Origin of the sequence: Mycobacterium pinniadriaticum, assembly GCF_026242045.1 — a bacterium.
Lineage (GTDB): Bacteria > Actinomycetota > Actinomycetes > Mycobacteriales > Mycobacteriaceae > Mycobacterium > Mycobacterium pinniadriaticum.
Map to the genome: position 1 here is coordinate 114,961 of NZ_JAPJDO010000011.1, position 14,187 is coordinate 129,147.

Annotated in this window: 15 protein-coding genes; 9 read left to right on the top strand and 6 right to left on the bottom strand. The window is 65.9% G+C overall.

Translation table 11 applies throughout. From position 1 onward, the window contains the following. Positions 1–34 precede the first annotated feature (34 nt). Entirely contained in the window at positions 35–1,324 is a 1,290-nt protein-coding gene (locus ORI27_RS15130) for an amidohydrolase family protein (RefSeq protein ID WP_265997666.1), read from the bottom strand. Between the two features lie 236 nt (positions 1,325–1,560). Here ORI27_RS15130 and ORI27_RS15135 point away from each other — a divergent pair, with 236 nt between their 5' ends. From ORI27_RS15135 to ORI27_RS15170, 8 genes are all read left to right on the top strand, one after another. Beyond that, positions 1,561–2,091: a carboxymuconolactone decarboxylase family protein gene (locus tag ORI27_RS15135; RefSeq protein ID WP_265997665.1), complete on the top strand. Its 531-nt coding sequence runs from the start codon at positions 1,561–1,563 to the stop codon at positions 2,089–2,091. A gap of 5 nt (positions 2,092–2,096) precedes the next feature. Beyond that, a complete protein-coding gene (locus ORI27_RS15140) occupies positions 2,097–3,434 on the top strand; it encodes an aromatic ring-hydroxylating oxygenase subunit alpha (protein WP_265997664.1) in 1,338 nt (445 codons plus the stop codon). Then, positions 3,415–3,771 carry a hypothetical protein gene (locus ORI27_RS15145; protein WP_265997663.1) on the top strand — a complete coding sequence of 119 codons (357 nt, stop codon included), beginning with the start codon at positions 3,415–3,417 and terminating at the stop codon, positions 3,769–3,771. The genes ORI27_RS15140 and ORI27_RS15145 overlap by 20 nt, the downstream gene beginning before the upstream one ends. Positions 3,772–3,778: 7 nt before the next feature. Beyond that, positions 3,779–5,005: a metal-dependent hydrolase family protein gene (locus ORI27_RS15150; RefSeq protein ID WP_265997800.1), complete on the top strand. Its 1,227-nt coding sequence runs from the start codon at positions 3,779–3,781 to the stop codon at positions 5,003–5,005. Further along, positions 4,986–5,420, top strand: coding sequence for a nuclear transport factor 2 family protein (locus ORI27_RS15155; protein WP_265997662.1), 435 nt, complete (start codon positions 4,986–4,988; stop codon positions 5,418–5,420). Before ORI27_RS15150 ends, ORI27_RS15155 begins: the two co-directional genes overlap by 20 nt. A 20-nt stretch (positions 5,421–5,440) precedes the next feature. Next, the gene (locus tag ORI27_RS15160) at positions 5,441–6,541 is read left to right on the top strand and encodes an acyl-CoA dehydrogenase family protein (RefSeq protein ID WP_265997798.1); all 1,101 of its coding nucleotides are present in this window, start codon (positions 5,441–5,443) and stop codon (positions 6,539–6,541) included. Between the two features lie 24 nt (positions 6,542–6,565). Then, the gene (locus tag ORI27_RS15165) at positions 6,566–7,345 is read left to right on the top strand and encodes an acyl-CoA dehydrogenase family protein (RefSeq protein ID WP_407666319.1); all 780 of its coding nucleotides are present in this window, start codon (positions 6,566–6,568) and stop codon (positions 7,343–7,345) included. A 162-nt stretch (positions 7,346–7,507) separates the two neighbouring features. Beyond that, the gene (locus ORI27_RS15170; protein WP_265997661.1) at positions 7,508–8,164 is read left to right on the top strand and encodes a TetR/AcrR family transcriptional regulator; all 657 of its coding nucleotides are present in this window, start codon (positions 7,508–7,510) and stop codon (positions 8,162–8,164) included. Positions 8,165–8,173: 9 nt separating this feature from the next. Here ORI27_RS15170 and meaB read toward each other — a convergent pair whose 3' ends face one another. Continuing rightward, entirely contained in the window at positions 8,174–9,061 is an 888-nt protein-coding gene (meaB, locus tag ORI27_RS15175) for a methylmalonyl Co-A mutase-associated GTPase MeaB (RefSeq protein WP_265997794.1), read from the bottom strand. A gap of 112 nt (positions 9,062–9,173) precedes the next feature. Here meaB and ORI27_RS15180 point away from each other — a divergent pair, with 112 nt between their 5' ends. Continuing rightward, positions 9,174–9,938 (top strand): SDR family NAD(P)-dependent oxidoreductase, encoded by a 765-nt coding sequence (locus tag ORI27_RS15180; protein WP_265997660.1) that lies wholly within the window; start codon positions 9,174–9,176, stop codon positions 9,936–9,938. A 64-nt stretch (positions 9,939–10,002) separates the two neighbouring features. Here the strand turns inward: ORI27_RS15180 and ORI27_RS15185 are convergent, their stop codons facing one another. The 4 genes from ORI27_RS15185 to ORI27_RS15200 are packed head-to-tail and all read right to left on the bottom strand — an operon-like array spanning position 10,003 to position 14,122. Next, complete coding sequence (locus ORI27_RS15185; RefSeq protein ID WP_265997659.1) at positions 10,003–10,767, bottom strand: enoyl-CoA hydratase/isomerase family protein; 765 nt, start codon at positions 10,765–10,767, stop codon at positions 10,003–10,005. A gap of 2 nt (positions 10,768–10,769) precedes the next feature. Beyond that, complete coding sequence (locus tag ORI27_RS15190) at positions 10,770–11,858, bottom strand: acyl-CoA dehydrogenase family protein (RefSeq protein ID WP_265997658.1); 1,089 nt, start codon at positions 11,856–11,858, stop codon at positions 10,770–10,772. Beyond that, positions 11,845–12,750, bottom strand: a complete 906-nt coding sequence (locus tag ORI27_RS15195; RefSeq protein WP_265997657.1) for an acyl-CoA dehydrogenase family protein — start codon at positions 12,748–12,750, stop codon at positions 11,845–11,847. The genes ORI27_RS15190 and ORI27_RS15195 overlap by 14 nt, the downstream gene beginning before the upstream one ends. Then, entirely contained in the window at positions 12,728–14,122 is a 1,395-nt protein-coding gene (locus tag ORI27_RS15200) for a class I adenylate-forming enzyme family protein (RefSeq protein WP_265997656.1), read from the bottom strand. Before ORI27_RS15200 ends, ORI27_RS15195 begins: the two co-directional genes overlap by 23 nt. Between the last annotated feature and the right edge of the window lie 65 nt (positions 14,123–14,187).

Below are 14,187 nucleotides of genomic sequence, written 5' to 3' on the forward strand. Positions count from 1 at the left end.
ACTCGCACCGACGATCAACGATTACACCGCGGGACTAGCTACCGCTGTTCGCCTTCGCGGCGTCCATCAAGGCACTGCCGCCCCGCTCGCCCTTCTTGTGGTGGCTCAGCGCCTGAATCGACACGTCGTGGCCCTCGGCCGCCTTGCGCAGTGCACCAATGGTGGCTTGTTCCTTCGCGATATGAGCGAACGGATCCCAGTGATACCAGCGCATCGCGTTCTGGTAGGTCATCTTGTTGATCTCGTCATCGGGCACGTCGTGCTTCTTCAAGACCTCATCGAGCTGTTCAGGCGCGCCGGGCCACATCGAGTCGCTGTGTGGGTAGTCGGCTTCCCAGCAGATGTTGTCGATGCCGATGTCGTTACGCAACTGCACACCAACGTGATCGGAGATGAAGCAGGTCAGGAAATGATCCCGGAAGATCTCCGACGGCTTCTTCTTGCCGAAGTCCTGACCGGTCCACGTCGAGTGCATCTCGTAGGTGCGGTCGGCGCGCTCCAGGAAATACGGGATCCACCCGGTCCCGCCCTCACTCAAGGCGATCTTGAGGTCGGGGTACTCCTTGATCGGCCGGGACCACAAGAGATCCGCCGCGGCCTGCACGATGTTCATCGGCTGCAGGGTGATCATCACGTCCATCGGCGCATCGGGCGCCGTGATCGCCAGCTTGCCCGACGATCCGATGTGCACGTTGAGCACGGTGTCGGTGTCGACGAGCGCATCCCACATCGGCTTCCAGTGCTCGAAATCGTGGAAGCTCGGGTAGCCCATCGCCGCCGGGTTCTCGCTGAACGTCAGCGAATGCACACCTCGGGCGGCATTGCGTCGGATCTCGGCGGCACATGCCACCGGATCCCAGATCACGGGCAGTGTCATCGGAATGAAGCGCGCCGGATAGGCCCCGCACCACTCCTCGACGTGCCAGTCGTTATAGGCCTGCACCAGTGCCAGCGAGAATTCCGGATCCTCGGTGGCGAACAACCGGCCGGCGAAGCCCGGGAACGACGGGAAGCACATCGACCCGAGGATGCCCCCGGCGTTCATGTCCTTGACCCGCTCGTCGACGTTGTAGCAGCCGGGCCGGATCTCGTCGAGGCCCTGCGGTTCCAGGCCGTACTCCTCCTTGGGTCGGCCGGCCACCGCGTTCAGCGCGACATTGGGGATGACGGTGTCGCGGAAGCGCCACGCATCCGAGCCGTCGGGATTGTGGACCAGCCGGGGCGCGTCGTCGACGTACTTCTTCGGCAGATGGTTCTTGAACATGTCGGGCGGCTCAACGATATGGTCGTCGACGCTGATCAGGATCATGTCCTCTTTGCGCATTGCGGTTCCTTCCGTGGCTGCCCTCAATATGGAAACTAGCTTCTCATTCCGCGAGAATCAACATCTGGTAATCGCCTTACCGGGAGGTCGCGACCGTAGGCTGACACCCCGACACACCCTCCCGACCTCGAATTTTCCGCCCTGCTCAGGTGCGGGGATTGACCTTCCGGCAAGATCGTGGAAACCTGTTATCCGGATATGAGAATGAGATTCTCCACCTTGAGAGGGGGTTACCGGTGCGCCTGACGCCGCTACCAGCCGAACAATGGGACGACGAGGTGCAGCTCGCACTGAAGGGCATGCTGCCCCGCGACCGGCAGAACCCCGAGGGCGCCGGAACGGCGCTGTCCACCCTGGTGCGCCATCCCGATCTGACCAAGGCGTACCTGGGATTCAACGTCTACCTTCTCTTCCGCTCGACGCTGCCGGCTCGGCTGCGGGAGGTGGCGGTGCTGCGGGTGGCCCATCGACGGGACTGCACCTACGAGTGGGAACACCACGTCGACATGGCCAAGGCGGAGGGACTGACCGACGCCGACGTCGAGGCCGTCCGGCGCGGCGAGGCCGACGACGAGGTCGACCGGCTGGTTCTCCAGGCCACCGACGAACTCGAGGACAAATCCAATCTCACCGACGAAACCTGGGCCGCACTCGGCGAGCACCTCACCGAGCGTCAGCGCATGGACTTCGTCTTCACCGTCGGCGCCTACGGCATGTTGGCCATGGCGTTCAACACTTTCGGCGTACAACTCGAGAACGAAAGGTAAGTACGTTGGCATTTTTCCCGAAACCGGCTGCTGGCAGCTGGACAGAGAACTGGCCCGAACTGGGCACCGCGCCCGTCGATTACACCGACTCGATCGACCCCGAGCAGTGGAAGCTGGAGCAGCAGGCCATCTTCCGCAAGTGCTGGCTCAACCTCGGGCGTGTGGAGCGACTGCCCAAGAAGGGCAGCTACTTCACCCGCGAGATGCCCTCGGCGGGCCCCGGCACGTCGGTGATCATCGTCAAGGACAACGACGGCGAGGTCCGTGCCTTCTACAACCTGTGCCGGCACCGGGGAAACAAGCTGGTGTGGAACGACTATCCCGGCGAGGAGGTGTCGGGCAGCTGCCGTCAGTTCACCTGCAAGTACCACGCCTGGCGGTACTCGCTCAAGGGTGACCTCACCTTCGTGCAGCAGGAAGGCGAATTCTTCGACCTCGACAAGGCGGACTACGGGCTGGTCCCGGTGCGCTGCGAGGTGTGGGAGGGCTTCATCTTCGTCAACTTCGACGACAACGCCGAACCGCTGACCGACTACCTCGGCGACTTCGCGAAGGGCCTCGAGGGCTACCCGTTCCACGAGATGACGGAGACCTACACCTATCGGGCGGAGGTCGGCTCGAACTGGAAGCTGTTCATCGACGCGTTCGTCGAGTTCTACCACGCACCGATCCTGCACATGAAGCAGGCGGTCAAGGAGGAGGCCGACAAGCTCGCCGGCTACGGCTTCGAGGCGCTGCACTACGACATCAAGGGTCAGCATTCGATGATCTCGTCTTGGGGCGGCATGAGCCCGCCGAAGGACGAGAGCATGGTCAAGCCCATCGAACGGGTGCTGCACAGCGGACTCTTCGGACCGTGGGACCGGCCCAAGATCAAGGGCATCCTGCCCGATGAGCTGCCGCCCGCGGTCAACCCGTCGCGCCATCACGCCTGGGGCCAGGACTCGTTCGAGTTCTTCCCCAACTTCACCCTGCTGCTCTGGGCTCCGGGCTGGTACCTGACCTACCACTACTGGCCGACCGACGTGGACAAGCACATCTTCGAATGCACGCTCTACTTCGTCCCGGCGACCAATACCCGGGAGCGGCTCGCCCACGAGCTGGCGGCGGTCACGTTCAAGGAGTACGCATTCCAGGACGCCAATACCCTGGAAGCCACCCAGACTCAGATCGGCACCCGGGTGGTCACCGACTTCCCGCTGTGCGATCAGGAGATCCTGCTTCGTCATCTGCACAAGACGGCGCACGACTACGTGGACGCGTATAAGAAGGAAAAGGGTCTAACGAACGGCCACGCCACCAAGACCGAGAAGGATTCGATCAATGCCACTGAACTCGTCTGATTCGGCTTCGCCGAAGTTGCCGGAGGAATTCGCTGACCTCGAGCGGTTCACCGACTGGTGCCTGCCCCACGAGCCCGACCGTTATCAGAAGCGCCTGTCCTCGACGATGGCCGAGATGCAGGACTTCTACGACACGGCGATGCCCCGCCTCGACGATGTCATGGCCTACTGCGACTCCCGGTTCCCGTTGGACGGAATGCCCGAGGACGCAAAGGCACTCATCCACATGATGCAGTCGCTGGTGACGGTGTCCTTCCCGATCGAGGTGTGGAAGCAGCCGCGCGTGCTCGACAGCGGCGCGGCGTATATCGAATGCACGAAGGAGCCGGTGGTCTGACTTGTCCGTGACGACCCTCAAAGCGGCGGGTCTGGTCGACGTCGACTCCGGCGAACTCGTCCGACCCGGAATTGTCAAAGTCGACGGCGACCGGATCGTCGGCGTCGGCGGCGAAGTCGACGCGGAGTCATCGACTGTGCTCGATTTAGGTGACAACATCTTGCTGCCCGGTCTGATGGACATGGAGGTCAACCTCCTGATGGGTGGCCGGGGTGAAAACCCCGGCCTTTCCCAGGTTCAGGACGATCCACCGATCCGGGTGCTGCGCGCGGTCGGCAATGCCCGTCGCACGCTGCATGCCGGCTTCACGACGGTTCGCAATCTCGGATTGTTCGTCAAGACCGGGGGTTACCTGCTCGACGTGGCGCTGGGCAAGGCCATCGACGCCGGCTTGATCGAAGGTCCGCGCATCGTTCCGGCCGGCCACGCCATCACCCCGACCGGCGGACATCTGGACCCGACGATGTTCGCGGCCTTCATGCCCGGCGTGCTCGAGTTGACCGTCGAGGAGGGCATCGCCAACGGCGTCGACGAGATCCGCAAGGCGGTGCGCTACCAGATCAAGTACGGCGCCCAGCTGATCAAGGTGTGCTGTTCCGGCGGTGTCATGTCGCTGACCGGCGAAGCCGGCGCGCAACACTATTCGGACGAAGAGCTGCGCGTCATCGTTGACGAGGCGCACCGCCGCGGGCTGCGGGTGGCCGCACACACCCACGGGGCCGAGGCGGTCAAGCATGCGGTGGCATGCGGGATCGACTGCATCGAGCACGGGTTCCTGATGGACGACGAGGCGATCCAGATGCTCGTCGACAACGACCGGTTCCTGGTGACCACCCGCAGGCTGGCCCAGGCGATGGATGTCTCGCACGCACCGAAGGTGTTGCAGGACAAGGCCGCCGAGATGTTCCCCAAGGCGGAAACGTCCATCAAGGCCGCGTACGAGGCCGGGGTGAAGATCGCCGTCGGCACCGACGCACCGGCCATCCCGCACGGCAAGAACGCCGACGAGCTGGTCACCCTGGTGGAATGGGGCATGCCCCCGGCCGCGGTGTTGCGGGCGGCCACCGTGGTCGGAGCCGACCTGATCAACGCCACCGACCGGGGGCGGATCGCCGAGGGCCTGCTCGCCGATATCATCGCCGTGCCCGGTGATCCGTTGACCGACATCACCGTGACCAAGGACGTTCGATTCGTCATGAAAGGCGGAAGGGTCTATGTCCACAAAGCGGACTGACGACATCGTCGAGATCCAGCAGCTACTGGCCCGCTACGCGGTGACCATCACCCAGCTGGACATCGAGGGCCTGGTCAAGGTCTTCACCGAGGACGGTACGTACAGCGCTTTCGGTGAAACCTATTCGCTGGCTCGGTTTCCCGAGCTGGTCGACGCCGCCCCGAAGGGGTTGTTCATGACCGGTGAGTCGCTGGTCGAGTTCGACCAGAGCGACCCCGACTCGGCCACCGGCACCCAGCCGTTGTGCTTCATCGAGCACTCCGCACACGACATGCGCATCGGCTACTACCGCGATACCTACCTGCGAACCGAGCAGGGCTGGCGGCTGCGGACCCGCGCGATGACGTTCATCCGGCGGACCGGCGTTCACGATTCGGGCCGTCCGCACGCGATCGGCCGGCCGGCGGGCGGATGACCACGGTGGCCGAATCCGGGATGACGGTCGAAGAGTTCCGCAGCGGCCTGATTGCCTGGCTCGAAGACAACGATCTGACTCCGGGCGATGATCATTCGCTGCCGGGCCATATTGCGCAGATGAGCCGGGTGCGCAAAGCGCTGTACGACGCGGGGTGGATGCGTTACGGCTGGCCCGAAGAAGTGGGCGGCCTAGGCGGTTCGGTGATCACGCGGATGGTGGTCGCCGAGGAGGTGCTCGGCCGCAACATCGCCGAGCCGGGACCGTACTCGATGATGGAAGTCCTTGTGCCGACCATGATCTCGTATGCGCGGCCCGAACTGGCAGCCGAGATGGTGCCGCGTTACCTGCGCGGCGAGGAACACTGGTGCCAGGGGTTCTCCGAGCCGGGCTCGGGCAGCGACCTGGCATCGCTGTCCACCAGGGCGACCCAGCGCGGCGACGAATGGGTCATCAACGGCCAGAAAGTGTGGACCAGCTTCGCCCAGTTCTCGAAGCGCTGCGTTCTGCTGACCCGTACCGGGACGCCGGAAACACCCAAGCATGAAGGCATTACCGCATTCTTCATCGACATGGATTCGCCGGGCATCACCGTGCGGCCGCTGCACACCATGCACGGGGTCGACGAGTTCTGCGAGGTCTACTTCGACGACGTGGTCGTCCCGGCCGACCGCATGCTCGGCAACCCCGGAGACGGCTGGCGACTGGCCAACGACCTGTTGCCGTTCGAGCGGTCGACCTGTTTCTGGCAGCGCATCTCCTATCTGTTCACCCGGCTGGACCGGCTGATCGGCGACGGCACCGACGTCGGCGACGCTGAACTCGGCGCCGCCTACCTCGCCCTGCACACCGTCCGCTCCCGCTCGGCGGGCACCCAGCGGCGATTCGCCGGTGGGGCGAAGCTGGGACCGGAGACCTCCATCGACAAGGTGTTGCTGGCCGGCGCCGAACAGCGCCTCTACGAGACCGCGCGCGATGCGCTGCCGGGCGTCCTCGAACTCGACGAGACGCCATGGCGTTCGGAGTTCCTCTATTCCCGCTCGGCCACCATCTACGGCGGCACCGCGGAGATCCAGCGCAACATCATCGCCCGCCGGCTCCTCGACCTCGGGAAGGAGTGAGACGTGGACGACGGCGAACTCGGGATGCTGGCCGACACGCTGGAGAAGTCGATGACCTCGGCCGCGGCGGCCGGAACACCTAACGTCGAGGACGTGCTGGCCGACCTCGGCTGGCTCGAGATGCTCGACGAAATCCCGGACGAGGCAACACCTCTGGTGTTCGGCCTGCTGGGTACGACCGGTACTCATGCCGGTGTGATCAATGACGTCGTGCTCACGGCGGCCGGACGTCCGCCCGGTGGCACCGTCGCACTTCCATACACCGGCGGACGTTGGGTGATGTGGGAACGCACCGACGGTGTGGCTTCGGCGATGGATCCCGAACTGCCCGTCCGTGTCACCGACGCCGGCGACGACGTCCCGCTCGCACGGGGGCGTCTGGCACTGGGCTGGTGGCTGGTGGGGTCGGCTCGCACGATGCTGATGCTGGCCCGCCAACACGCCGTCGATCGGGTGCAGTTCGGCCGCCCGATCGCATCGTTCCAGGCGGTGCGCCATCGGCTCGCCGAGACCCTGGTGGCCATCGAAGGCGCGGAGGCGACCCTGCTGGCGGCCCGGGAGAACCCCGACGAACTGGGTTGTCTACTGGGCAAGGCTGCGGCCGGTCAGGCCGCGCTGACCGCGGCCAAGCACTGTCAGCAGGTGCTGGGCGGCATCGGCTTCACCGCGGAGCATGACCTGCACCGGCACGTCAAGCGGGTCTTCGTGCTCGACGGGCTGCTCGGTTCGGCGCGTGACCTGACCCGGGAGGCGGGCGCGATCGTCCGCTCGCTCGGGCACGCGCCCCGGCTGGGAAATCTGTGAGATACACCATCGCGGCGAATGCACTGGTCACCGTTTAGACTGTTGTCGGCGAAAAATTTCGTTCGTATTGGATTGAGAACGTAATTCTCTTCGCTGAGAGTAGTACTCTCTTACCGTGAGCAACATCCGAACCGCTGACACGCGCTCGTTCAGAGCCCCGCAGTGAACAGCCCAAGCGAAGAGCCTGCCTGGAAGCAGCGCGCCGTCGAGCGGTCCATCCGGACCGCCAAGGTGCGCGCCGGGCAGCGCGTGCAGCGATTTCTGGATGCCGCACAGGCCATCATCACCGAGAAGGGCAGCACCGACTTCACCGTGCAGGAAGTGGTGGACCGGTCTCGTCAGTCCCTGCGCAGCTTCTACCTGCAGTTCGACGGTAAGCACGAGTTGCTGCTGGCGCTGTTCGAGGACGCCCTGAGCCGCGCAGCCGATCAGATCCGGGCGGCCACGTCGGCCCAGAAGGATCCCCTGGATCGCCTCAAGGTGGCCGTCACCCTGTTGTTCGAGCTGTCCCGGCCCGACCCCACCGCGCGGCGCCCGCTGTTCACCGACTTCGCCCCGCAACTGCTGATCTCGCATCCCAACGAAGTCAAGGTCGCCCACGCGCCGCTGGTCGCGCTGTTCGCCGAGCTGATGGAGCAGGCCTCGCAGGCCGGCGAACTGCGCGAAGACGCCAACCCCCGCCGGCTCGCGGCCATGACGATGCAGACCATCATGTTCATCGCCCAGTCGAGTTCGGTGGAGGACGAGGAGGACGTTCACACGCCGATCAGCGGCGAGGAAGTGTGGACCTTCTGCTCCCAGGGCTTCGCCCGCAAGTAGGCCACCGGCTCACCGTGATTCGACATCCGGCGAAACCCGCTGGGCGATGAGCATTTCCGCCGCGCTGTAGGGGTCGAGGCGGCCGTCGGCGACGGCCTGGGCCAGCGCATCGAGATCCGGGTGGCCGTGCAGTCGGGTCTGTGCCAGCGACAGCACCTGTTGGCGGGCCCTCGCGGCGCGCCGGGCGGGGGTGTCGGCCCGCCGGTGCGCCTCGATCGCCTCGATGAGCTCCCCCACCCCCTCCGCCCTGGCGGCGATCAATGTCAACACCGGGACGTGGGTCTCGAACTTGAGATCGCGAACCGTCTGTGCGGCGCCCTCGCGGTCGGCCTTGTTCACCACCACCAGATCGGCGACCTCGAGCAGGCCGGCCTTGGCAGCCTGGACCGCGTCGCCGGCACCCGGGTTGAGGATCACGATGGTGGGATCGGCGACGGCGGCGATCTCGATCTCGGACTGTCCGACCCCGACACTCTCCAGCAGCACGACGTCATAGGCCAGCGCACCCAGCAGCCGGATGGCCGCGGGCACGGCGGCGGCAAGGCCGCCGAGATGCCCGCGGGTGGCCACCGAGCGGATCAGCACATCGGGGTCGTTGATATGCGCGGCCATCCGGATCCGATCGCCCAGCAAGGCCCCGCCGCTGTACGGCGACGAGGGGTCCACCGCCAGCACCGCGACTCGCTGTCCGCGTTCGCGATACGCGGCGACGAGCACCGCGATCGTCGTCGACTTGCCCGCACCGGGCGGACCCGTCACGCCGACCACCGGAATCGCCGCCGGACCGAGCTCGGCGAGCACCTCGTCACGCCGATCACTCTCGACCAGGCTCAACAGCCGCCCCACCGCGCGGGTGTTGCCGCCCCGGGCCGCGGTGATCAGTTCGGCGACATCCATGGAGCGCAACGCTAGCGCGGACGTCGCCACCAGTTCGGGTTGACCTATTTCAGACGGCATGAGAATACTATTCTCTCAAGTAGAGAGCGTCAGTTGCAAGAAGGGTAACGCTATGCAGATCAGTGGAAGTTCGGCCGTCGTCTTCGGTGGCGCGGGCGGCCTGGGTGAGGCAACCGTGCGCAAGCTGCACGGGGCGGGCGTCAAGGTCGTGATCGCCGACCTGGCCGACGACAAGGGCAAGGAACTCGCCGCCGAGCTCGGCATTCCGTATGTGCGCACCGACGTCACCAATGACGACGACGTACTGGCGGCCATCGCCGCGGCCGAGGAGCTCGGACCACTGCGGGTTTCGGTGGATACCCACGGCGGCCCGGCCGGCGGCGGGCGGCTGGTCGGCAAGGACGGCTCGCCTATGGAGATGGAGGCGTTCACCAAGACCATCACCTTCTACCTGACCGCGGTGTTCAACGTCATGCGCCACGTCGCCGCCGCGATGGCGCGCCAGGAACCCGACGAGAACGGCGCCCGTGGCGTCATCATCAACACCGCCTCGATCGCCGCGTTCGAGGGCCAGATCGGCCAGCTGCCCTACTCGGCGGCCAAGGGTGGCGTCGTCGCGATGACACTGGTTGCTGCACGCGATCTTTCGCCGTTGGGGATCCGGGTGATGTCGATCGCGCCCGGCACCATCAACACGCCCGCCTACGGTAAGGCGGCCGACCAGCTGGAGGCCTACTGGGGTCCGCAGGTGCCGTTCCCCAAGCGGATGGGCCGCTCGGTCGAGTACGGCGCGCTGGCGCTCTCGATCGCCGAGAACGACTACCTCAACGGCGAAACCATCCGGCTCGACGGCGCGTTGCGCTTCCCGCCGAAGTAGCGGCGCCGACAGTAACGCCACGGCGAGAATTCCATCGAATCTCCGCCGTGGCGTTACTGTCGCGCTACTTCTTGGCGATCAATCCGTCGACGATCTTGTTGAAGTCGGCGGTGCCGAACGACACGTACTCGGCGAGGTTCGCGTAGTCCAGCGAGGCCATCACCGACTTCTCCAGCTGGATGTTCATCAGCCGCTTGGTCGCCTCGACCGCTTGCTGCGGCAGCTCGACGAGCTTCTTGGCGCAGGCAATAGCCTCCGATACGGGTTCGGCGACAACGTGATTGGCAAGCCCGAGCTCCACCGCACGCTGTGCCTTGATGCGCACGCCGGTCAGGGCGAACTCCTTGGCCTGCAGCAGAGAGATCTGCGATCCCCACACCAGCGGGCCCCCGTCGGCGGCGACCAAGCCGATGGACACGTGCGGATCGGCGAAGAACGCGGTCTCGGCCATGTACACGACATCCGACAGCGCGGCCAGGCTGCAACCCAGACCGACGGCCGGTCCGTTGACCGCCGCGATCACCGGAATCCGACAGCGGACCATGCCGATCACCAGATCGCGACCATGCTTGATCGTCTTCTGCCGCAACGCTTCATCGTTGCGCAGTTCGTCGAGATAGTTGAAGTCACCGCCGGCTGAAAACGCCCGGCCCGCGCCGGTGATGACGGCCGCCCGCGCGGAGGCATCCTCGTTGAGCGCCTCCCAGATCTTGGCCAGCCCCACGTGCAGGTTGTCGTTGACGGCGTTCAGCTCGTCGGGACGATTCAGCGTGATGATGCGCAGCGGGCCGTCGGCCTTGACGTCGATTTCGTCTGGCATGTCGTACATATCTAGACTCCTAGTCCAAGGATGCGGCCGGCGATGATGTTCTTCTGAATCTGTGACGTTCCGCCCATCACACTCTGGGCGCGACTGTAGAGGTAAGCGCCGAACAACTCCTCGTCGCCGGTGCCGACGGTGGCCAGCGCGGCATGGCCGACCGATTGCTCGGTCCAGGTCATCAGCAGCTTGTCCAGCGAGCCGTCCGGGCCGTGCTTGATGCCGTCGAGCTGCTCGGACAGCCGCCGCCGCACGTGCAGGCGCAACATCTCGGTCTGCACCCAGGCCCAAGACAGTTCGTCGGGCGCCGGGCCGTCGACCCGGGACGCCATCTGACGCACCAGCTTTCCGTAGCGCGCCGAGAAGCCCAGGGTTGAGGGCTCGCGCTCGTGGCTCACCACGGTCATGGCCAGCTTCCAGCCGTCGCCCGGCGCGCCCACCATGTTCGCGGCCGGTACCCGGGCACCGTCGAACCCGACCTGGCCGAACTCCTTGGTGACACCGCTGATCATCTTCAGTGGTCGCTGGACGATTCCGGGCTGGTGCATCGAGATGATGAACGCCGAGATGCCCTTGTGCTTGGGCACATCCTTGTCGGTGCGCGCCAGCACCAGGCACCAGTCTGCGCAATCGGAGTAACTGGTCCAGATCTTGTGGCCGTTGATGACGTACTCGTCACCGTCTCGGGTTGCCGTCGTCGTCAGCGAGGCCAGGTCCGAGCCGGCGCCGGGCTCCGAAAAGCCCTGGCACCAACGCTCGGTGCCGTTGATCATGCCGGGCAGGAAACGCTGGGCAAGTTCCTCGCTGCCGTGGTGACTCAAGCCCACCACCAGATAGCCCAGGCTCGGCCGGGCCGGTGCGCCGGCCTTGGCGATCTCCTCGTCGACGATCACGTCGAAGACGGTCGGTAAGCCCTGGCCGCCGTACTTTTTCGGCCACGATGTACCGAAGAAGCCGGCGGCGTACAGCGCCTGATGCCACTCCCCGGCCTTGGCCCAGTAGGCGTCACCCGACGTCGGGAACTTGCCCTTCTGTTCTTTCAGCCAGCCACGCAGCCGCTCCCGGAAGGCGGCCTCAGCTGGCGAATCACGAAAGTCCAATGGTCAACTCCTCCAACTTGACTGGCCAAGCCTCGGTGGCTGCCAGCACCCGACGCAGGTAGATGTGGGCGAGACACTCCCAAGTGTTGCCGATTCCTCCGTGTACCTGGATCGACATCTCGCAGACCGCCAATGCGGCTCGTGCGCAATAGATCTTGGCGATCCGGGCAGCCTCCACCGCGCTATCCGCGGGCAGCTCGTCGACAGCCCACGCCGCATGCCGCAGGACGCTGACCGACCCCTCGATGAGGGCCAGCCCCTCAGCCAGCATGTGCGCCACAGCCTGATACGAGCCGATCGCCGACCCGTACTGCTCACGCACTTTCGCGTACTCGGTTGCCAGCGAGTGGGCGCCGCGGGCGGCACCGACCAGATCGGCCGTCGTCACCGCCAGCGCCAGCGCATACCAGCGCTGCGCGTCCTGGGCCGTCAACTCCCCCACCGCCTCGGCCGAGCCGGAGACCGCGGCGGTGATCCTGGTCAGATCTGCGGCAACGCGGACGTCACCCACGCCGACCGACTCCACGGTGGTGTCGGCCAGCCGCAACGCCGCACCGACACCGTCGGCGTCGAGAACGACCTCACCGACGGCGATACTCGCCGGCAGCGGCTCGGCCCCCAGCAGGCGGTAGAGATCGTCGGCAAGGGCCGGTCCCAGGAACGGCACGTCGACCAGGCCGCGGGCGAATTCCTCGGCGACCAAGGCGACTTCGACCCCGCTGGCACCGTCGGTGCGAAGGGAGCGCCAGCCGGTCGCGTCGACGGTCTTGGCCAGCCGCGCCCGCCGCGACTCGTCATCAAGGTCCGCGACGGACCCGGGACCGAAGTCGTCGGCCAACCGGGCCGCGGCGTCGCGCAGCTGCTGCTGCTCACTGGTCAGACGTACGTCCATACTGCTCCTTGAGAATTCGCCGCAGCGCCTTGCCCGACGGCAGGCGCGGGATTTCGGGCACGAACACGATGTCACGAGGGCGTTTGTAGGACGCCAGCCGACCGGCGATCAGAGCGTCCAGCTCGTCGGAACTCACCGGCTCGGTGACGGCCACCGCGGCGATGACCGCCTCGCCGTCGGCCGGGTCCGGCACCCCGAACACCGCACAGTCCCGTACGGCCGGGTGCCCGTGCAGTACCGACTCGATCTCGACCGGCGCGACCTGGAACCCGCGCACCTTGATCATCTCCTTCAGCCGGTCGGTGATTCGCAACCAACCGTCGTCGAGGTAGCCGATGTCGCCGGTGCGGTACCAGCCGTCACTGAACGCGTCGGCGGTGGCCACCTCGGGCAAATAGCCGGCCATCGCCGACTCCGAGCAGACCTGGATCTCCCCCGTCTGACCGGATTCGACCGGCTCACCAGTGTCCGTCGACACGATGCGCACCTTTGGAATCGGTCTGCCCACGGTGTCCAGCCTGACGTCGTCGCGCGGACAGCAGGCGATCACCGGCACCTCGCTGGTGCCGTACGCCGAGATCCACCCGACGCCGGCGCGCCGGGTCACTTCGTCGGCCACACTCACGGTGACCGGCGTGGCACACCACATGATGAAACGCAGCGAGGAAAGATCGAATGTCTCCAGTTTCGGATGCGACGCGATCGCCAGTGCGATTGGGGCCACCGCCATTTCAATGGTGATGCGGTCCTCCTGGATGTGCGCCAGCATGCTGTCGACGTCGAACCTGCGGTGCAGACGCATCCACGCACCGGCGTCGAGCACGGTGAGGATGTTGAGCAGGCCCAGAATGTGCGACGGAGGGGTGACGATCTGCATCCGGTCGACGGCCGTCAGGCCCAGTGCCCGGCGCCAGTGCCGCACCCCCGCGGCCAGCGAGCGGTGGGTGTGCCGCACCGCCTTCGGCATTCCCGTGGTGCCCGAACTGAAGACCAGCACCGCATCGGTCTCGGGCGCCGGCTCCCAGGCGACCGGATCCGCCGGGTTGATCGGCTCGTCGAGGCTCAGCATCGGCAGCGTGTCGGCCAGCACCGGGCTGTCGCCGACGGCGTGGTCGACCCTCGCCACCTCAAGAGCATGACCGACATCGGCGTCTTTCCAGCTGGGACTGATCAGCACCGCCGACGCACCGAGGCGCCAGATCGCCTGCACCGCGAAGATGAACTCGGGTCGGTTCGACGACATCAGGGCGACCCGCTGTCCGGCCTGCACCCCGCGGCTCGCCAGGGTGTCGGCCAACCCGGCGGACAGCGCCTCGACCTGGGATCGTGTGTAGATGCGGTCCTCGAAGGCAAGCACCCTCACGTCGCTCACGGCGCGGTCCGCTCGCACATGGTCAGTGACAATCCCATCGACAGGTCGGCAAGACGAGAACATAC

Bases quoted from the DNA above. Each gene is read 5' to 3' on its own strand.
- ORI27_RS15130 (WP_265997666.1), bottom strand. From the start codon at position 1,324: ATGCGCAAAGAGGACATGATCCTGATCAGCGTCGACGACCATATCGTT.
- ORI27_RS15145 (WP_265997663.1), top strand. From the start codon at position 3,415: ATGCCACTGAACTCGTCTGATTCGGCTTCGCCGAAGTTGCCGGAGGAA.
- ORI27_RS15155 (WP_265997662.1), top strand. From the start codon at position 4,986: ATGTCCACAAAGCGGACTGACGACATCGTCGAGATCCAGCAGCTACTG.
- ORI27_RS15160 (WP_265997798.1), top strand. From the start codon at position 5,441: ATGACGGTCGAAGAGTTCCGCAGCGGCCTGATTGCCTGGCTCGAAGAC.
- ORI27_RS15165 (WP_407666319.1), top strand. From the start codon at position 6,566: ATGCTGGCCGACACGCTGGAGAAGTCGATGACCTCGGCCGCGGCGGCC.
- meaB (WP_265997794.1), bottom strand. From the start codon at position 9,061: ATGGATGTCGCCGAACTGATCACCGCGGCCCGGGGCGGCAACACCCGC.
- ORI27_RS15180 (WP_265997660.1), top strand. From the start codon at position 9,174: ATGCAGATCAGTGGAAGTTCGGCCGTCGTCTTCGGTGGCGCGGGCGGC.
- ORI27_RS15185 (WP_265997659.1), bottom strand. From the start codon at position 10,767: ATGTACGACATGCCAGACGAAATCGACGTCAAGGCCGACGGCCCGCTG.
- ORI27_RS15195 (WP_265997657.1), bottom strand. From the start codon at position 12,750: ATGGACGTACGTCTGACCAGTGAGCAGCAGCAGCTGCGCGACGCCGCG.